The sequence below is a fragment of the Bdellovibrionota bacterium genome, from assembly GCA_040386775.1.
Taxonomy (GTDB): domain Bacteria; phylum Bdellovibrionota; class Bdellovibrionia; order Bdellovibrionales; family JAEYZS01; genus JAEYZS01.
The window spans coordinates 42319-61735 of the sequence record JAZKEU010000006.1 but is presented as its reverse complement, the minus strand read 5'-3'; the positions used below and the strand labels follow the sequence as shown (position 1 = coordinate 61735).

21 protein-coding genes are annotated in these 19417 nt (G+C 39.1%); 12 read left to right on the top strand and 9 right to left on the bottom strand.

Annotation, left to right across the window (positions count from 1 at the left end; translation table 11 throughout):
• Positions 1-9 precede the first annotated feature (9 nt).
• From V4596_02205 to V4596_02190, 4 genes are read right to left on the bottom strand one after another with little or no spacing between them, the layout of a single operon-like run.
• Positions 10-1068 carry a hypothetical protein gene (locus tag V4596_02205; protein MES2767933.1) on the bottom strand — a complete coding sequence of 353 codons (1059 nt, stop codon included), beginning with the start codon at positions 1066-1068 and terminating at the stop codon, positions 10-12.
• Between the two features lie 2 nt (positions 1069-1070).
• The gene (locus tag V4596_02200; protein MES2767932.1) at positions 1071-1595 is read right to left on the bottom strand and encodes a YceI family protein; all 525 of its coding nucleotides are present in this window, start codon (positions 1593-1595) and stop codon (positions 1071-1073) included.
• On the bottom strand, positions 1592-1951 hold the full coding sequence (locus tag V4596_02195; protein ID MES2767931.1) for a hypothetical protein: 360 nt from the start codon (positions 1949-1951) through the stop codon (positions 1592-1594). Before V4596_02195 ends, V4596_02200 begins: the two co-directional genes overlap by 4 nt.
• Positions 1951-2325, bottom strand: a complete 375-nt coding sequence (locus V4596_02190; protein ID MES2767930.1) for a hypothetical protein — start codon at positions 2323-2325, stop codon at positions 1951-1953. Before V4596_02190 ends, V4596_02195 begins: the two co-directional genes overlap by 1 nt.
• 139 nt (positions 2326-2464) lie before the next feature.
• On the opposite strand from V4596_02190, the gene V4596_02185 reads away from it, so the two are divergent.
• From V4596_02185 to V4596_02175, 3 genes are all read left to right on the top strand, one after another.
• Positions 2465-3214: a hypothetical protein gene (locus V4596_02185; GenBank protein ID MES2767929.1), complete on the top strand. Its 750-nt coding sequence runs from the start codon at positions 2465-2467 to the stop codon at positions 3212-3214.
• Positions 3215-3291: 77 nt separating this feature from the next.
• Positions 3292-4263, top strand: coding sequence for a DeoR family transcriptional regulator (locus V4596_02180; GenBank protein ID MES2767928.1), 972 nt, complete (start codon positions 3292-3294; stop codon positions 4261-4263).
• Positions 4260-4709 (top strand): hypothetical protein, encoded by a 450-nt coding sequence (locus V4596_02175; GenBank protein MES2767927.1) that lies wholly within the window; start codon positions 4260-4262, stop codon positions 4707-4709. Before V4596_02180 ends, V4596_02175 begins: the two co-directional genes overlap by 4 nt.
• Here V4596_02175 and nadC read toward each other — a convergent pair whose 3' ends face one another.
• Both nadC and V4596_02165 read right to left on the bottom strand, forming a co-directional pair.
• The gene (gene nadC, locus V4596_02170) at positions 4710-5531 is read right to left on the bottom strand and encodes a carboxylating nicotinate-nucleotide diphosphorylase (GenBank protein MES2767926.1); all 822 of its coding nucleotides are present in this window, start codon (positions 5529-5531) and stop codon (positions 4710-4712) included. It lies immediately after the preceding gene.
• On the bottom strand, positions 5528-6652 hold the full coding sequence (locus tag V4596_02165; protein MES2767925.1) for a response regulator: 1125 nt from the start codon (positions 6650-6652) through the stop codon (positions 5528-5530). Before V4596_02165 ends, nadC begins: the two co-directional genes overlap by 4 nt.
• Positions 6653-6737: 85 nt before the next feature.
• Between V4596_02165 and lptG the strand changes: the two genes are divergently transcribed.
• The 5 genes from lptG to hutH are packed head-to-tail and all read left to right on the top strand — an operon-like array spanning position 6738 to position 11613.
• A complete protein-coding gene (lptG, locus tag V4596_02160; protein ID MES2767924.1) occupies positions 6738-7817 on the top strand; it encodes an LPS export ABC transporter permease LptG in 1080 nt (359 codons plus the stop codon).
• Between the two features lie 17 nt (positions 7818-7834).
• Entirely contained in the window at positions 7835-8446 is a 612-nt protein-coding gene (gene def / locus V4596_02155; GenBank protein ID MES2767923.1) for a peptide deformylase, read from the top strand.
• Positions 8447-8458: 12 nt separating this feature from the next.
• Complete coding sequence (gene fmt, locus V4596_02150) at positions 8459-9406, top strand: methionyl-tRNA formyltransferase (GenBank protein ID MES2767922.1); 948 nt, start codon at positions 8459-8461, stop codon at positions 9404-9406.
• Positions 9387-10076, top strand: a complete 690-nt coding sequence (gene rpe, locus V4596_02145) for a ribulose-phosphate 3-epimerase (protein MES2767921.1) — start codon at positions 9387-9389, stop codon at positions 10074-10076. Before fmt ends, rpe begins: the two co-directional genes overlap by 20 nt.
• A 19-nt stretch (positions 10077-10095) precedes the next feature.
• Positions 10096-11613: a histidine ammonia-lyase gene (gene hutH, locus V4596_02140; protein ID MES2767920.1), complete on the top strand. Its 1518-nt coding sequence runs from the start codon at positions 10096-10098 to the stop codon at positions 11611-11613.
• Here the strand turns inward: hutH and V4596_02135 are convergent.
• The gene (locus V4596_02135; GenBank protein MES2767919.1) at positions 11610-12413 is read right to left on the bottom strand and encodes an N-acetylmuramoyl-L-alanine amidase-like domain-containing protein; all 804 of its coding nucleotides are present in this window, start codon (positions 12411-12413) and stop codon (positions 11610-11612) included. The genes hutH and V4596_02135 overlap by 4 nt on opposite strands.
• 219 nt (positions 12414-12632) lie before the next feature.
• Between V4596_02135 and V4596_02130 the strand changes: the two genes are divergently transcribed.
• The 3 genes from V4596_02130 (at position 12633) to hutU (ending at position 15802) form a co-directional block, all read left to right on the top strand.
• Complete coding sequence (locus V4596_02130; GenBank protein ID MES2767918.1) at positions 12633-13286, top strand: FliG C-terminal domain-containing protein; 654 nt, start codon at positions 12633-12635, stop codon at positions 13284-13286.
• Between the two features lie 201 nt (positions 13287-13487).
• Positions 13488-14012 carry a hypothetical protein gene (locus V4596_02125; GenBank protein ID MES2767917.1) on the top strand — a complete coding sequence of 175 codons (525 nt, stop codon included), beginning with the start codon at positions 13488-13490 and terminating at the stop codon, positions 14010-14012.
• Between the two features lie 137 nt (positions 14013-14149).
• Positions 14150-15802: a urocanate hydratase gene (gene hutU, locus V4596_02120; protein ID MES2767916.1), complete on the top strand. Its 1653-nt coding sequence runs from the start codon at positions 14150-14152 to the stop codon at positions 15800-15802.
• Here hutU and V4596_02115 read toward each other — a convergent pair whose 3' ends face one another.
• Together V4596_02115 and V4596_02110 are read right to left on the bottom strand one after the other, a co-directional pair.
• Positions 15803-17113, bottom strand: coding sequence for an aminotransferase class V-fold PLP-dependent enzyme (locus V4596_02115; GenBank protein ID MES2767915.1), 1311 nt, complete (start codon positions 17111-17113; stop codon positions 15803-15805).
• Positions 17104-17925 carry an NAD-dependent epimerase/dehydratase family protein gene (locus V4596_02110; GenBank protein ID MES2767914.1) on the bottom strand — a complete coding sequence of 274 codons (822 nt, stop codon included), beginning with the start codon at positions 17923-17925 and terminating at the stop codon, positions 17104-17106. The genes V4596_02115 and V4596_02110 overlap by 10 nt, the downstream gene beginning before the upstream one ends.
• A gap of 186 nt (positions 17926-18111) precedes the next feature.
• On the opposite strand from V4596_02110, the gene hutI reads away from it, so the two are divergent.
• Positions 18112-19332, top strand: a complete 1221-nt coding sequence (hutI, locus tag V4596_02105) for an imidazolonepropionase (GenBank protein ID MES2767913.1) — start codon at positions 18112-18114, stop codon at positions 19330-19332.
• Positions 19333-19417 lie beyond the last annotated feature (85 nt).

Sequence of the window (19417 nt, the reverse complement as noted above, 5' to 3'; positions counted from 1 at the left end):
CTAATTATTCTAAAAATATGCATAGACCTGAAAGAGTGACATGGTTTCATCCATTTTTGAGGGTCGAATGTATTCTCTCTTTTGAAATTCAAACTTAAATTCAAAATGATTTATAGGAAATAATGTTATACCAGCATAACGGTTGAGTGTCTTTTTACTCACGGATCTTTCAAACTCATATCCCACATAAGGAATAATACCTTTATACACCTCAAAGGATGCAACTTGATTGGTTGCCCAAGTGCTAGTCTTGCTGATGCCGGCTTCACTGATGATTCTCGTATTTTCACTTAAGATATGTAATTTTTCGGTGATTCCAAGTGACCCGGATAGTGAAGTCGTCCTTCTTTCAATTGTGCGATCTTTAATGCCCATGTTGTGAAGTCCAACTTTATATCTGTCGCCAAAATTTTTGGAAATTGAAGCCGTGTATCCTTCAGCACTGTAAATATCTTGTTGCATCGCTCTTCCGGTGATTGCTGTTAAGAAAAATTCGTAAGAATCCATAAAGTAAGAAGCTTCTAAATTGTAAGTCTCTTGGCCTTGATCAAATCCTATGGATTTTTTTATAATTTTGGAGTGATCTGGAGTTAAAATTCCAAACATGGGATAAAATCTTCCAGCGCGGACGTTCCAATTGTTCTCTCCTTTGTACATTACATAATGTCTTCGAGAAATAGGTTCGCTTTCTGACTCACTTTTTCCGCGTGGCTTGTAAAGTCCTGCAGTGGTAGTCACAACCCAATTTTTTATAACAACGGCAGCTTCAAGATCGAGTTGCATGGGAATAAACATTTTATTTTTTATAATGTCGTTATCTTGATTCAGTTGCAGATGCCTAGTTTTTCCCGCGATATGAAACCATTTTTCCTCTTCATCGGTATCTTCTCTGTAGATATTCATTGTTGGTAAGAGTTCTTTGGAAATCATCTTTCCGTATTGATTTAAAATTCCTCCGCCTGAAGGGGAGAAGTGGCAAGCCGTGCAAGATTGGTATCCATGCTTTATCATCTCAGGGTAAGCTTGAGCTTTTAATGATAATAATAAAACAAGCAGTAGGGTTTTCACTTTTATTCCCTTGTGATCTTAGAGTTAATTTCAATTTCTACTTTGTCTGTGACTTCTATTCCCAAATATTTTGGCGTAGCGATAGGATAGTCTTTGATGGAGAAAGTAAATTTGGCTAGAAGCTTTCCATCATTTAGTTTGTAGGTTCCACTCACAGGTTTTGATTCGCCTTTGAGAACTAAGTTTCCAGTGAATATTTGTTCAACATTTGAATCGATAATTTTTAAATTCATTAGATGAAGTTGAGCTTCTGGAAATTTTCCAATCTCTAAATATTTTTCTTTCATATGACGATCTCTTAAATCGATTCCAGTTTTAAGATCTTTCAGATTCAGAGTTAAAAATCCGGAAACTGCATTCTGGTTTTCAGTGAGTACTCCTGAAGGGCCTGGTCCTTCAATTTTTATTTTCATCAAGCTGGGTTTACCAATTGCCAGGCCTGACATTTCTCCGTTTCGGGAATCCAATTTGTAGGTGTCTGCAAATGCATTGACACTAAAGAATATTGCTAGAATAAAAATTTTCATGGGTTTGCTCCTTGTTCGATCCATAGTCGAACTAAATCAATTTGTTCTTGGCTGATTCTACCGTTTCCAGGCATCATTCCCGAATCCAGTGCAGTAAAGAGTTTGCTAGCTGTAGGATTATCTAGATCCACAGTAGCGCTAGCCATAACGGCCGCGAAACTTGTGAGACTTATTCCTTTTGGAGCGCCAGAGTCGCCATGACATTCAGTACATCTAAAAGGTTGGATAATCATTTGATTGATATCGCGGAAACTGACAGCTTCTAAATTTTCTGGGGATTTATGCTGCTGCTTAATAAGCTGCTCGTTACATCCCGCAAGAACCAAAATACCTAAGATAAAAGCTGTCATTTTCATTAGATAACCTCTTCTCGAATGAGCTTCACTACATGGGAGTGTCCCGCATCCACCGTTGAAACTATCTCTACCACATTTTGAGTTCTTAGAACTGAAAATATTTCTTCTGTGATTTGAACTGTGTGTGGATGAGAGCTTTTTCCTTTGATGCTGTAAGATTTTTCAGTTCCTTTGATCACGTCTTCAAAAGGAACTAGAATCTCATGCCCATGATTATTGGAAATCTCACTGAGGATCGATGGTGGCTTTAATGGTGGACACTCTTGCGAAGGACAATCCTCAATATTTTGAGCAAATGCTCTTTTCGCTATTCCCAGAACCGAAAGACTTCCAAGGGCCACTCCTGCGTGTGTTATAAAATTTCTTCTGTTCATTATTTCCTCCTGTTCAACCGTAAATTCTAGACGGCGTTTATCTCTTAATCAGTTTTAGGGGAGTTTTAGAGAAATAGCATCAAAGGGAGCCTGTAAGTTTTTGATGGGATTTGACGGGATTCTGTGATAGCTAATCCAGATGGGTAAGCCGGGGAACAAGCTCGAAAGTCTGTTTTATAAGGGAACATACTCAGAAGTTTTGCGTCTGAGTGTGGATGCTGCTCAATGGAGCTCGACATTGGATGACATTCCTTTTGTAGTGGGTGCACTGTCTTTTACAGGCAGACTTGAGGAAGCGGAACTTCTTATCAAAAAGCTTCAAAAGCAGAAAAAACTAAAACCTTTAATTATTGCAAGATTTTTTTTGGGTATCGGATTAACAAGACTTTCGGAATATTCCAAAGCTCAAAAAGTATTTGAAGAAAATTTTAATGCAAAAAACAAGAAATCAGATCTAGAGTTATTTTTTATCTATCAAGGTATGAGCTTTTTTGAATTCTTCTCTGGCCAATTAGACGCAGCTGAGAAAAGTTCAAAACTTTCTTTTGAGCACGCAGACAATGCTAAATATCTTTACGGAAAAGTACTTTCCAGCGATATCCGAGCGCACATTCTAATTAATTTGGGAGAGATATCACGAGGACTAAAGCTTTTAACAAGTGTGAGACAACTCTCTGAACAATTAGGAAATAGCTCTCTACCAAAAGCGATTTATATTTCAGAAACCATCTATAAAGCGCGCTTTGGTTTGGAGCCCAACCTAAAAGAACTTCTTCATGCCATTCAAAATGTGAATCCTGGGGATAATTATTCACACGCCAATCTTTTATTAGAATACTCTAGGCAACTTCTATTCGCGGAAAAAGCGATAAAGCTTATAGATTTTTAGATGAAGCGAGCAGGCTTATTTATTCCAATAAAAACCACCGACAGGAAGTTACGCTGAATTTGCGATATGCTTATCTTATGTTTCTATCTGGAGATTACTCGAGAGCGTTGAATGCTTTGAGCTCAGCAAAGAGAGCATTAAGACCCGGGGTCGATCATCTTTTAGAAGTCGAAACAATGGGTTTGGAGTTTAAGCTTTTCTCTAATCTTTACATGAAGAAAGAATGTGAAGTTCTTTTTCCGAAGCTTCAAAAATTATCCAAGAAATTTGGAAATACATATCAAATTAGATTTTTAAATCGTGATGAAAATAAAATAGCCAGTTCTGCGGTAAGAGCAGGTGAAGATTTGCTTGGAGATCTCTACGATCAAATTCGCGCAGAGCCAGAGAATGCAATAAATAGTATTTTGAAAACAGATTACCACGCTTTTTTATATGACCTTCTTCCTCTATCTAGGGAGGCTTCGGTGATTTATTTGGATCTTGAGCCGGGAACTTTGACTTTGTTTCAGAGGGGAAATGTAAATCATACTGATGGCTTGACGCCCCAGTTGCGTAAAATTATTTTATGCCTCTCAGAAGGAAAAGAAATGGATAAGGAAGAATTGATCACTCGTGTATGGGGATATAAGTACGATCCACTGAGACACGATAATATCGTTTATTCTGCCATGACTTTATTGCGTAAATTATTGGGTGAAAAGTCCTCTTGGCTAGTCACAACTGAGAGTGGTTATAAGTGGTTAGCGGGAGTTGAGATCAAATCCCATTTAACAAATGAAGCTCAGAATATTGAAGCAATAATACCTAAAAAATTAGATGTGAATTTCAATACATTGAACTTCAGGCAAATGAAGATCCTTCAGTTTTTGAAAAATAATGAAAGTATAGATGTGCAAAAATGCAAAAAATTATTCAATGTCTCCGATATCACTGCTAGCAGAGACCTTTCGTCATTGACAAGATCAAACTCATTGATAAGAGTTGGGAAAGGACGCGCTATTCGCTATGTTCTGGTAGATAATAGGCTATTTGGAGGTAACTCATGAAAATTTTAATTTTACTATTGAGTTTAATTTCAGCGAGTGCATTTGCTTCTGAGAAAAGAGCATATTACAGCGTACCGGTACATCCGGAATTGGAAGAGTATGCAATCTTTGAAATCGAAAATCCTAAAATTGTCATCGAAGGCACAAGCGTTATTCTAACTTATAAAATGCCTGCAGAACTGGTCGGTGCCGAGTTTCCAAATGTTGTTTTGTCTGGTGAATATGGTTCTGAATCTTTTGACCTCATAGGAAAAAATGCTAGGGCCGAGTGCAAAGTTATTTCGGAGCAAACAGCTTGTAGAATGGAGTTCACAAGTCTCGAGATAAATAAAAAAGAAGTTTCAAAAGCAATTCAAAAATCGGCAGAGAGTTTTAAAGAGATTCGCGGGCGTGAAAAGGTTGCTAAGATCTTTAAAGGCGATCCAGTCGGGATTCTCAGTTACTAATTATTTCCAATCAAAGATCATGCTGATATCTGCGACGGGTGCGGAGTGCGTAAGTGCTCCAACGCTAATGAAGTCTACTCCAGTTTCAGCAACTTTTCCTACGCGATTCAGGGTCATGTTTCCAGAGGCTTCAGTTTCGATGTGATTTGGAATTTTTTCGACGGCTTTCTTTAGAGTCTCTAGATCCATGTTGTCCAATAAAATCCTATTTACGCTCTTATCGACGCAGATTTGAACGTCTTCCATCGAGTGTGCCTCAACGGTCATAAACTTCTTTGTTTGCGATCTGACCTGATCTATAGCTTTCTCAAGGGACTCGGCAATTCGTACGTGATTTTCTTTTATCATCACCTCGTCACTCAGATCATTTCGGTGATTCTTTCCTCCGCCATCTAAAACTGCTTTTTTTTCAAAGACTCTATAGAGTGGTGTAGTTTTTCTGGTATCAAGAATTTTGGTATTCGTGTGGCGAACTTCGTTGGCAAATCTTCGGGTGAGCGTTGCGATTCCTGAAAATCGCCCCAGAAAGTTAAGCGCGACTCTTTCTGCCTTAATGATATCGACTAAATTTCCTTTGATCGTGCAGATAGTTTGTTTTTCTAAAATGGCTTCGCCATCTTTAAAAAGCCATTTCACTTGGGCTTGAGGCTCTAGATGTTTTATGCATTTTTCAAAAAGAGCAGAGCCCGATAAAACCAAATCACTTTTTGCAAGAAGCTTTGCAGAGCCTGGGTAGTTTTTGACAGCGAGTGAATCAGTAGTTATATCTCCTGAAGGCAAATCTTCTTTGAATGCCTGCTCAATGATTGTAAATATATTCACGGCTTTGATTCATTGTCTTTCAGCAGACGGTCTAATTCTTTTTTAATAAGTTGAGTAGCCATTTCAGGAACGACTTGCCAAACCATTTTTTCGATGGCTTCGCGGACTTCTTCTCTTACGATTCTTTCAATGTCTTCAAGTGTAGGAAGAGGAGCTTGGGAGGCCATCGGGGTCTTTGGTGCTGCAGTGGCTGGATGAGCAGGTGCGGATGCAGGCATTTTTGGTGGTTCTACTTTCTTGAGTTCAGGAGCTCTAGTGGTGATTTTTGTAGCAGCTTGAGTTTCTTTTTCAACGCTTTCGGGATTAAGTAGAAAACTCATATCCTCGACGCTATCAATGGGTTCAATTTCTAAAGGCACTTCCTCGGTCCCGGCATCATCAGGAAGATTTATGATAAAGGATTTGGTTTGTTGAAAGGAGGTGTCTCCATCAGGCTCTGCTGGTTTACGATAGCCAAAGCCTGTGGTTTTGTCTAAAGACTGCATTTCAAATTCGTCTTCTTGAGGAGCTTTCGTTTCAAAATTATCAATCACATCTGCTAAGTCGGGAAGTTCGATAGGCTTGAACTTTTCGATTACAACTGGTTTTTTGAGATTGCCTGGCTGAAACTTTTCAGCTTCAGATTTGATTTTATCCAAAGACTTTAGAGGATCTTCATGTTTTTCAGTTTTAGGAGCAGAGGTTGGGGGCACGGGTTTTGTTGCAGTACCGCGGCTCGGAAAATCTAAGAAATTAGAAATATCCTCCGGTGCTTGTTTTTTAACTAATGAAGTAACTAAGTTCTTTAAAGTGTCAGCGTCGAAAGGTTTTTCAAGGCGAGCATCGGCCAAGGATTCTTTTGCCTTCGGCTCATCGAATTCCATGAATCCACTCCACATCAGAACAACAGGAGTATTTTTGAGATGAACATTATTTTTTAATTCTTTAGAAACTTCGTAGCCATTTTTTTTCTGAAGTAGAATGTCTACAAATACAATGTCTGGCTTAAACTGCAAAGCCACATCGAGAACGTCTACCCCAAGCGTGACAATGCGAAGATCCATTGCGAAATCTTGAAGAGTCAGCTGAATGACTTTCTTAATTGTTTCACTATTGTCTGCGAGTAAGACGCGTAAAGCCATACACAAAGTAAACGATTTTTAAAAAAGAGAGTCAACATAAAGTACGTTTGACTTGGAAATTGATTGGGGAATACGCTAGGGGTTCATGTTAGATATAATCGACAAGTACATTGCAAAGCTTTTCTTGAGCTACTTCTTCGGAAGCATCTTGGTCCTTGTAACTCTTTTTTTAACGATTGATGCTCTCTCAAATTTTGTAGGTGTGCAAACTTCTCTTCTGAACATGGTGAAGTTTTATCTCTACTCGACTCCTGCAATTATTTATCAGCTTTTGCCGGCAGCCAGTCTCATCGGAACGCTATTTACACTTGGCGGACTCAATAAGAATAGCGAACTTGTGGCTCTTTTTAGCATTGGAAATAGTTTGGCGAGAGTGAGTGCTCCGATTTTAATCATCGTTGCTGGTGTAACAGTAATGTCTTTCTGGATGAGCGATCGTATTTTGCCTATCACAAACAAAAAGAAAAACTACACTTGGTATGTAGAGATCAGAGATCGTCCGGCGATGTATTCTGCTGTGAAGAACTCAAAAATTTGGTACCGCCAAGACAACATGCTTTTCAATATCAAAGCCTTCGATGCGGAAACTCAAATCGCCGAAGGATTGTCGTTTTACTACTTTGATGACAAATGGAATTTGGTCCAATTGATTGTTGCAAAAACAGCAAAACTAGAACCAAAAGAATGGAAACTTCTAGACGGCACAGTAACATTATTCACGGGTGATTCTAGTTTTCCGATGAATCAATCTTTTCAAGAAAAATCCATCATCATCGATGATGAAATTGGCGATATCCAAGAGTCCTCAAAGTTTTCGGAAGTGGTTTCCATTAAGGAACTGAGAGAATACATCAAGAAAAACAAAGAGGCGGGCTTAAATACACTTCGCTATGAGGTGGATCTACATTCGAAATATGGCTTCGCATTGGCCGCATTTGTCATGGCCTTTATTGGTATTCCTTTTAGTGTTTTTAATACCAGAACAGGTGGTAGAATGATGAGCGTAGGACTCTGTTTGGGTCTAGCATTTGGATATTGGGCTCTTTTGAGCGTAGGCCTAACTATGGGTCGGCATGGGTATTTATCACCCATATTGAGTGCCTGGTTGCCTAATATATTCACTCTAGCTCTCTCTACTTTCTTGCTCTTGCGCCTCAAGAAATAATGCGTTAAAATGGTTGTATGATTTTAGAGATTTTAACGTTCCCAAATCCAAAATTAAGAGAACTTTCTAAACCTGTAAAAGAGGTTACGGAAGAGCTTGTTCTTTATTCGCAAAGCATGTTGGAAACGATGTACGATTCGCGCGGAGTGGGTTTGGCGGCGCCTCAGGTTGGAAGACTTGATCGCATGATCGTGATTGATACAAGGCCTCATGATGACGAAGGGAAGCCTACAGAAGAGGGTATGACCGAGCTTGAAAAAGGTGTTCAATATCCCTTGGTGCTTATCAATCCTGAAATCAAAGTCAAAGAAGGTAAAACTGTTTATGGCGAAGGCTGTTTGAGTGTACCGGGTTATGTTGAGAATGTAGAAAGAGCAAATTATGTGGAAGTGGATTACCTCAATACAAAAGGTGAAAAGATAAGAATCAAGTCCGATGGCCTTCTGGCAATCTGTATTCAGCATGAAATTGATCACTTAGATGGTAAGCTATTTATTGATCGTTTGAGTTTCTTAAAATCCAATAGAATCAAAGATCGCATTAAAAAATTCGGCTATGAGACAAAATCGAATGAAGAAGACGGCGAAGATAGCGATGAAAATTCCAAAGACAATCAAAAAAATCTGTGATTAGATCCCCTCATGAGTAAAGTACGCGTTGTGTTCTTAGGAACACCTGATTTTGCAGTCACGCCTTTAATGAGCATGGCCAAAGATGATCACTTTCAAATTGTTGAAGTGATCACGCAACCCGATCGTCCCAAGGGCCGAAACATGCAGGTGCAGTCCACTCCTGTAAAAGAAGCAGCACTAAAGCTTGAATTACCTGTTAGAAACACCGAAAGCGTTAACACTCCAGAATTTATCGCGCACTTAAAATCCCTTAAAGCAGATGTTGCTGTTGTGATTGCCTTTGGACAGATTGTTTCTGAGGAATTTTTAAAACTATTTCCGTTTGGTGCTGTGAACGTGCATGGAAGCCTTCTTCCTAAGTGGAGAGGCGCAGCTCCGATTCAAAGATCGGTAGAGGCTGGTGACAAAGAGACAGGGGTTGCTCTGCAAATCGTAGTGAAAGCGTTGGATGCGGGAGCAATTCTTGGTGTACGAAAAATTCCATTGAGTCCAAGGGACACCTCAGCATCCGTTTACGAAAAATTAAAAAATTTATCTTCAGAACTTTTAGAAATTGAACTCATGGATTACATTCGTGGAAATCTGATGGGAGAAAAACAAGATGAATCTAAAGTAACAATTGCTAAGAAGTTAAAAAAAGAAGAAGGCATTATCAATTGGCAGAGCAAAGCAGAAGAGATATTCAACAAGATTAGAGCCTTTGATATATGGCCTGGCACGTGGACTTATTGGAACAAGAAGCAGCTTAAAATCTTGAGTGCCGAGCCCGCTGAAACAAAGGGCGCACCGGGCAAAGTCATTCGTGTCGAAAAAGACGCATTTTACGTGGGAACAGGAGACTTTTCTCTGAAAATTACTGAAGTTCAGCTTGAAGGAAAAGCAAAAACGAGTGTAGATAATTTCTTAAGAGGTTATTCCCTAAAAGAAGGAGATATTTTTGAGTCAACTGCACAGTAAATCTATTATTGTATCTCCTAGTCTCCTTTCTTGTGATTTTGCTAATATAGAACGCGAAGTGAAGGCCGTCACCGAAGCTGGAGCAGATTGGCTTCATGTTGATGTGATGGATGGACATTTCGTGAATAACATCACGATTGGCCCGCCGGTGGTGAGGGCTATCAAAAAAGTTTCCAAGCTACCGCTGGATGTACACCTCATGATTGAAAATCCAGAAAAATATGTAGATGCATTTATTAAAGCAGGCAGTGATTATTTAACAATTCATGTCGAGGCCACTAAAGAGCCGTTAGATGTTTTAAGAAAAATTAAATCTCAAAACGTCAACCCAGGGATAACACTAAGACCCAGCACAAATCTTTCAGAGATCTTACCGTTCTTGGATGAAGTGGCGATGGTTTTGATTATGACGGTCGAGCCAGGTTTTGGTGGTCAGAGTTTTATGCCTGAGCAGGTAGAAAAAATTAAAATACTAAAAAAAGAAATCGAAAAAAGAAATTTAGATATTCATATCGAGGTGGATGGCGGAATTAACAAAGAAACTGCAAAAATTTGTAGAGATGCCGGGGCAAATGCTTTTGTTTCGGGAAGCTATATTTTCGACAGTGGAAAAGAAACTGCATCTGATTTTAACGACGCATACAAAAAAGCAATTCAATCTCTAAGATAGTTTAAGATAGGTAGAAAAAATGGTTCAGCTGACAGGTGAAAGTTTAAATATAGATCAAGTTTGGGATGTAGCTCATAAAAACGCGAAAGTTGTTTTGAGTGAAAGTTCAAAAAAATTAATTCAAAAATCTCGTGATTATATTATCAATAAACTTAAAAATCACGAGGTGATATACGGAGTAAATACAGGCTTTGGGGCTTTGAGTTCCGTAAAAATTTCTGATGAGAATCTTGCAGAGCTTCAAAAAAACTTAATCAGATCTCATTGTTGTGGAGTAGGTGATCCATTCACCAAAGAAGAATCAAGAGCCATCATGCTTTTGAGAGCAAATGCTCTTTCGCGTGGACACTCAGGAATCAGAGTTGAGATTGTAGAAAAAATATTAGAATTTTTAAATGCAGATATTATTCCCGTGATTCCTCAGCAGGGTAGTGTGGGAGCAAGCGGTGACTTGGCTCCGTTATCTCATTTGGCTTTGGCCTTAATTGGTGAAGGTGAAGTTTGGAGTGACGGCAAAGCAGTTCCCGTTGCAAATATATTAAAAGAGAAAAAGATCTCTCATCTAGAGCTTCAAGCTAAAGAGGGTTTATCACTCATCAACGGCTGCCAAGTGATGACGGCGGTGGGTTTACTAAACCTCTATCGTGCGAGAAGAATCGCTTGGACGATGGATCTGGCAGGCGCTATGACTTTGGAGGCAATGCTTGGAACAAGATCAGCTTTTGATCCATTGATTTCGGCAACAAGAGCACACCCAGGAGAAGCGATAACAGCTAGAAATTTGCTTAAAATTTTAGGAAAAACTTCTCCAATCGCCGAGAGCCATGAGAACTGCTCAAGAGTTCAGGATGCCTATTCTCTAAGATGCATGCCACAAGTTCATGGAGCGACTAAGGATGCGCTGAGAGTGGGTCTAAAAACTTTAGAGATCGAAGCAAACTCTTCTACGGATAATCCTTTAGTGTTTGATGAGCATGACAAAATTTTATCCTGTGGAAATTTCCATGGTGAGCCTGTAGCTTTCCAATTGGATTTCATGGCGATTGCAATGTCTGCAATGGCGAGTATCTCAGAATGTAGAATTGAAAAGCTGATCAACCCTTCTATGAGTGGGCTTCCGGCTTTCTTAACAAAGGATTCAGGATTGAATTCTGGTCACATGATAGTACAAGTGGCTGCAGCTTCACTAGTAAGTGAAAATAAAATTTTGTCTCATCCCGCATCGGTGGACAGCATTCCCACGTCCGCAGACAAAGAAGATCATGTTTCCATGGGAACCATTGCTGCTAGAAAATTTAGTAAGATTGTGGACAATGCGGAAAACGTTTTGGCTATGGAATTATTGAGCGCAACTCAAGCTTTGGATTTGTTAAAGCCATTACAACCCGCAGGTACCGTGAAAGCAGCCTATGATTTGATTAGAACCAAAGTTCCGTATGCAGAAAAAGATCGTATTTTTGCTTTAGACATTAAAGCGATTAGAAATTTGATTGCGGACAATTCTTTGATGGGTGTCATGCCGACGTTAGAATTCTAACGTCTAACTTCAAGCACGTTAATGCCGCCGATAGATTTGATGGATTTCATTCTTTCGAGATAGCCCAGAAGTGGTTCTTCCGTGACTTTCTTTGCGCTTGAGCTCGCATTTCTGTAATACAGAATTCCGTCGTTTTTCCAAATGGCAAATCCTTGATGAGAAATATCAAGTTCAGTTCCAGTTTTATTTATTCCATCTTTATCTTTAGGAAGCCAGTTTGGTCTTACAATATTTATGATAGATCCGGATTTGATTTTGGAAAGTAGTTCTGGTGTTACTTCCGCGAGAGGAAGGTAGGCTAGTTTTGAAATTTTAAGTCGAGATTTATAATCCATTTTGTGGACCATCTTGAACCACGCAGATTTATTAATGATCGTCTCTGAAACTTTATAATGATTTTTGAAAAGTATTTTGGTGGCATCGAAAAGAATTCCATTTCTTCGATTGTTTTGGATCCAGTCGATATTGGTGAAATGATTTCTGGTGACGAAATCGACCTTTGCATTTCTATAGCGAATTTCATTCATATTTTCTTTAAAATTTTCTTCGCTAGTGGCGAGAGCTTCGGCGATCACGGTTTCTACATAAGTTGTGCAATCAAACCCATCAAAGCGATAGAGCGGATCTTTGTCGTAGCCTTTGTTTTCTCCGAGGGGGTCAATCAGATAAGGAAGTCCCAAGTAGGCTTCCGAAATGAGGTCAATTCTATGACCTAAATAGGTAGCTTTAGGCGAGTTTTGAGCCCAAGTTTCTATAGAAACAGATAGAATTGTTATTACTAATAAAAACCACACCTTCATAGCGAAGTTGTATTTAGCAAAGAGGATACCAAGCCATCTGCAATCTATTGTAAATTGCCCCTTAAAATCATGTAAGAATCACCTAGTCGATGCCATAAAAGGACCTCAAATTATCATATTGAAACATAAGTCAGTTTTCTTAAAATTCTTCTTAGCAAAGACCGAAAAGTTTAGTGAACGGATATTTTCTGAAGGGTTTATTTTTCGAAAGGGAAGAATATGAGTATGATTGATCGTTATAAGAAAAAAGGCGGTTTTATCCAGTTGTTAATTCTCATGGAAACGTGTGGGACACAGAAACAAGAAAAATTCCTAAAGATGATTGAAGACGAAGACATGAGCTGGGCCGAAGCTGTGAAAGCTAAGATGTTATCTATGAAAAGAATTTTTTCTTGGGATGACAATACGGTAGCCGAAATCATAGGGACGCTCAATGATATGACAATTTCTCTTACGATTCTGGGTGTAGAGCCAGAGATGAAAGAAAAAATCACTAGAACCTTAAACCATTCTAAAAAAAGAAAAATCGAAGAAGATATGGCTGAAAGAAAGCCAACTCCTGCAGAGATCTCAACAGCATTTGTGCAAGTTTTAAATCAAGTGCGCAAAATGATTTTGGATGGGTTTCTGTACTTAGAAAAAATCGATCCAGCGTTGGTCGTAAACTCAGAGTTTGAAGATCAACTTCTGTCAGGGAACTTTGGCAGTGGAGCGGTAAAAACAACTCAAGTGGATGTTTTATCGGTTCATGAAGCGAAAGACATGGAAACCCTGAAGAAGAAAGTCTTTGAGCTCAAGAGCGAAAACGATGCCTTAAGAGACAGATTGAACCAGGCTGAAGGCAAGCTCAATCAGATTAGAAAGATCGCTTAGAATAAATATTTCTATGAGACAATATTTGTTACTTTGTTTATAACACCAACACTATTAGAATACTTCTATTGGGTTTAATCCTTTTTGCATATTCATTTTATAAAATATTTCTATGTTATTAAATACTTAGACCTTTGGGCTGAGAATTGCTTATATTTTGCCTGATAGTTTTTATCAATAATAACGAAATAGGAGTTTTTTATGAAAGTAATATTTTTTGCTGCAATTTCTCTTGTAGCTTCTGCGAGTTTTGCTGTGGAATCAAACGTAGACAAATACTTGTCTCTACTGCAAGAAAATCAAGCTATTGAGACTACGGTGCAACACAGTAATTTGCGTACGTTCAAAGGAATCGTTGCAGTAGATATAAACACGGGCAAGCAAATTTCAAACTCTAGCTGTAAATTGGAAATTGTGGGAAATCGCCTAGTATTGTCTTTAACTTCGTCAAAAGGAGCTAGCGCAATTTCTGTTGATACTGTCGAGACAAGCTCCGTTGATCAGTCAGATATGTCTGGATTGGTTTCATCGGAAAGCTCACTCAACTCAGATACTGAAGTTACAAAGACAATTGGAGTGGTCAAGCGTAACGATGGCAAACTTGGAGTATTGGCTTCGGTAGAATACACATACAAATCAAGTATTCAGAACTCAGACCAGGTAAATCAAAGAATTGCTGCGGAAATCGCAAAACAAAATTTTGATATTGGCTGTGAATTAAAATAATATTCATGCCACGAAGCAACACCGCCTGGCGGTGTTGCTATGCATGTACCAACTGCATAATTAAAAAATGCCTCACACCTTTTGGTGGCGTTGGGGCGCTGTTGGTGTTAGTTCTGTAGGTACTTTAAGAGGTATCTATGTCTTCAAAATCACGTGTTGTCAGAGCGCCTACGGGCACCAAATTATCCTGCAAAGGTTGGCTTCAGGAAGCTGCCTACCGCATGATTCAAAATAATCTTGATCCCAGTGTAGCAGAACGCCCGGAAGATCTTATCGTTTACGGGGGAATCGGCAAAGCCGCGAGAAATTGGGAATGCTTTGATAAAATATTAGAGTCTTTAAAAAAATTAGAAAATAACCAAACACTTTTAATTCAGTCGGGAAAACCGGTGGGAGTTTTCGAAACTCATGAAGACGCCCCGAGAGTTCTTCTCGCAAACTCAAACCTCGTGCCGAATTGGGCCACTTGGGAACATTTCAACGAGCTCGATAAAAAAGGTTTGATGATGTACGGTCAAATGACGGCGGGTTCTTGGATCTATATCGGCAGTCAAGGGATCGTACAAGGAACTTATGAGACATTTGTGGAGGCGGGTAGAAAACATTTTGGTGGAGATCTTAAAGGTCGTGTGCTTTTGACGGCAGGTCTCGGTGGTATGGGCGGCGCACAACCTCTGGCCGGAGTTTTTGCAGGAGCTGTGGTGCTTGGTGTGGAAGTAGATGAAACGAGAATTCAAAAAAGATTAGACACAAAATACGTCGATGAACTTGCTACCGATATCGATGACGCCATTCGGAGAGTAGAGAAATACAAGAAAGAGAAGAAAGCAGTCAGTATTGCGCTCAAGGGCAATATGAGTGAAGTGATTCATGAACTGATCAAAAGAAATTTTATTCCAGATCTTTTGACTGACCAAACTTCAGCGCATGATCCACTCATTGGTTATATTCCGGCGGGTCTCAGCTTAGAAAAAGCTGCGGAATTGAGAGCCTCTGATCCTAAAACTTATTTAGAAAAATCCATTTCAAGTATTGCTCGTCACGTAGAAGGCATGCTCGAAATGAAAAAGCGTGGCGCAATCACTTTTGATTACGGAAACAATATCCGTGCAATGGCCGAAAAGGGCGGCGTTAAAAACGCCTTTGATATACCAGGATTTGTTCCAGAATATATTCGTCCACTTTTTTGCAAAGGTTCGGGTCCGTTCCGTTGGGTGGCGCTCTCTGGTGATCCCAAGGATATTGAAGTGACTGATAATGCCATCAGAGAATTATTTCCGCACAAAAAAGCACTTATCAATTGGCTGGACATGGCTAAAGAGAGAATTAAATTTCAAGGCTTGCCCGCAAGAATCTGCTGGTTGGAATATGGTGAGAGAGCTTTAGCTGGATTGAAATTCAATGAGCTCGTGAGAACCGGAAAAGTTTCGGCACCAATTGTTATCGGTAGAGATCACTTGGACTGTGGTTCTGTGGCATCGCCTAATAGAGAAACTGAAGCGATGAAGGATGGATCAGATGCCGTGGCCGACTGGCCGCTGCTCAATGCCTTTTCTAACATTGCGGGCGGCGCAACATGGGTAAGCTTTCATCATGGCGGGGGCGTTGGCATGGGTTACTCTCTGCACTCCGGTCAAGTGATCGTGGCCGATGGAACTCCCGAGGCAGACAAGCGCTTGAAGCGAGTTTTAACAATCGATCCAGGTATGGGGCTTTACCGACATCTTGATGCTGGGTATGAAGACGCGCAAAAAAATGCGGAAGAGCGCGGCCTCAATCTGATATGGTAATTAAGCCTTAAATTCTTTTAATGATTGTTCGATGTAATTCAAAGTGGATTGATCATATGTAGGGTGACAGCCTACAAAGAAAACTTGTTCTAAAACTTTATTGGCATTTGGATATTTACTTGCATCATCAAGGTGTTTGTATCCTGGATGTTGCAAAATATTTCCGGCAAAATAATTTCTAGTTTGAATTTTTTTATCTTCTAAATGCTTTACTAGTTTTGTTTTTAATTCTGCGGTTTCGCAAATCACTGGAACTCCAAACCAGCTGGTCTCTGCTTTTGAAAGTTCTTGAGGAATTTTAATTCCAGGAATATGCTTTTCAAACATTCCGGCAATTTTATTTTTCATTTCACGACGCTTCTCGTGAATCATATCCATCTTTTCCATCTGCACGAGTCCAATGGAACCTTGGAGATCTAAAGGTTTTAAGTTGTAGCCAATTTGGCTAAATAAATATTTGTGATCTATAACCGCAGAATTTCCTTCGAGCCAAGTATCAAATCTTTTATTGCAAGATCCATTCTTTAATAAATTTGCCGAACCGATGCAGTAGCAATCACGGCCCCACCAGGCAAATTTTCTCGCAAGCTTAATGAATTCTTTATTGAAAGAAGAAACCATGCCGCCTTCACCCGTTGTGATGTGATGTGCGGGATAAAAGGAACAAGAAGTTGTGAAAGCATAATCTGAAAGTTCTTTACCATCCCACTTGCTTCCTAAACTATCACAACCGTCAAGCACCAGCATGACGTCGTGCTTTTTTGAAATTTCAACGAGCTTATCCATATCTGGCGCATTTCCAAGAACAGGAGAAATGAAAATGGCTTTAGTATTTGGAGTGATAGCTTTTTCAACTTCCTTGAGATCAAAATTGAGATCATCCATAGTGATGTCGACAAATTTTGCGACAAGTTGATTTTGAATTAGCGGCGCAACGGTGGTTGGAAATCCAACGGTGGAAACGATAATCTCATCGGTGTCTTTCCAATTAAAATATGCTTTTAATGCGGAGATCATGACAAGGTTTGCAGAACTTCCAGAATTGACCATGAGAGAAGCACCAAAACCGTACTTTCTAGAAAAAGCGATTTCAAATTTTGCCACGTTCTCGCCAGAAGCTAACCATTTGCCAGTAAGAAGTGTTTCGATGGCTGCTACAACTTCGGCATCATCCCAAACTGGGCCAGAATAATAAACTGTGTCTTTACCTGCTTCGAACTCACGGTTGCGAATATTGTATGTGTACGGCATCAATTGATGATCTTTTTTCAAAGAAGTCATAAATGCTGATATTTTTTCTTTTATAGACATAGTTTTTCTATTCCTTGTTCAATGGATATAAGAGGTTTAAATCCCATATTTTTAAGTTTTGAGCAATCCATATAAAAGTTTTTTACCTGAACTACAGTATGGAAATGCGGTGGAGAAATATTTGTCACTTCAGACTTAGAATTAGTAATTTTGCGCGCCTTATCAAAGATGTCTTTAAATAAAATTCGCTCTCCAGAACCAATATTTATAACAGAATTGAGAGGGCCTTTCTCTACGACAAGATCAATAGCACGAGCAACATCAGACACGTGCATATAATCTCTGTAGAACTGACCATTATCGTACAGGTCCACCGGTTGATGAGCTTTCATCTGATTGATCATGTACTGAAGTGCGTTTTTCTTTTTAGATACTCCGGCATCTCCTGGCCCGTAAACATTGCAAAGACGAAGAATTCTGTAATTGAGTTTATAGGTTTCACAAAAGCTAATCAGCATCTGTTCTGCAGCTCTTTTGGTGATGGAATAGAATCCTTTGGGCTTACAATCGTTTGATTCTTTCGCTGGCAGAGTTGTATCGCCATAGACAAACCAAGAGGAAATAAAATTGAATGTGTAGCCCTCTTCTCTGATTTTATCTAAAACGTCTAGCATAACTTTAAGATTTGTATCTACGTCTTTTTGAATATCATCAAAGATATGATAGTTGTGAGTTGTGCTGATAAAATAAAGAATCTCTTTTGATACAGGAGTTCGTGAATTTCTTGGGATCAATTCAATAGATCTTTTTGTCTGTTTGCAGAACTCAGAGCCTACAAATCCAGTTCCACCATAAATCGAAAGTTTTTCCATGCATATCCTGTTTTTAAGAGCGCATTATTAACATATCAGTCCAAAGTGTCAATCATCCTGAGTGCATACTAAAAATAGGTAACTATATGTAATCACTTGTGCTTTGAGAGGATAAAGAGTGGATAGTATTTGACCTTCAAAAATTTTAAATACAATAATGATTATAACCATGGTGAATAGACGATTATGCTTAAGGTTTTTAAAAATATAAATGAATGTTTAACCTTAGAAGGTGCTGCTAAAAAGCAAGGCCGTCGTATTTCTGAAAACGATCTCTCCATCATCAAGAATGCGTCGATTGTGACCAAAAAAGATAAAATTGTTTGGATTGGGTCAACCGCAAAGATTCCCAAAGAATATAAAAAAATAAAAGTCATAGATCTAAAGGGCAAAACTGTTCTCCCGGGTTTTATAGAGTGTCACACGCATTTAGTTTATGGTGGAAATCGCGGAAACGACTTTGAAATGAAGTTTCAAGGAAAAACCTATCAGGATATTGCGGCAGCCGGTGGTGGAATTGTCAACACTGTGGAAAATACGAGAAAGCTTTCAGAAAAAGGACTTTTAAAAATCTCTGAAGAGCGTGCTCAAAATTTTTTGAATCAAGGTGTGACTACGGTAGAAATGAAAAGTGGTTACGGTTTAAATTTAAAAACCGAAGAAAAAATTCTCAAGGTCGTAAATAAAATTAAATCAGTGAGAGCTATCCCTACTTATTTAGGACCTCATGCAAAGCCGAGGGAAATGAATTCTTTAGATGAGTACATGGATCAAATTGTTTCTGATCTTAAGAAAATCAAAAAGTATGCAAATCGCGCAGATATCTTTATTGAAAAAAACTACTTCACAATTGACCAGGCACAAAAGTATTTCGATGCTGCTAAAAAATTAGGATTTGATATAGTTTCTCACACCAATCAGTTGAATCCATCGGAGGGCGCACGCTTTTCTGTAAAGATGGGGGCATTATCGTGTGATCATTTAAATTATTTGAATACTCAAGATATGACAGTGCTTGCTGAGTCGGACACTACCTGTGTATTTATCCCAACCGCAGATTACTACATAAGCGTACCTTATCCCCCTGCGCGCCAATTGATTGATCAAGGAGCAAGAGTAGCGCTTTCGACAGATTACAATCCGGGGACAAGTCCCACACAAGATATACAATTTGTAGGTTTGCTCGCACGAAAAGAAATGAAGATGACTTTGAGTGAGGTTATTGCTGCTTGGACAGTGAATCCTAGTTATGCACTTGGATTACAGAATGAACTGGGTTCGCTAGAAGTTGGAAAAATTGCCGATTTTGTTGTGCTGAATTCTTCATGGAAGGATTTGTTCTATCAGGTGGGTTTCAATTCGGTGGATTGTGTGGTTCGTGGAGCTAGACCACTGGACCTTTTCTAAAGACTAAAAAAAATTAAAAAATTCTTTGCCTTTTTCCTCAAACCTCTAATTTAATACACCTGTGTGAGCAATTAGGGGAATTACA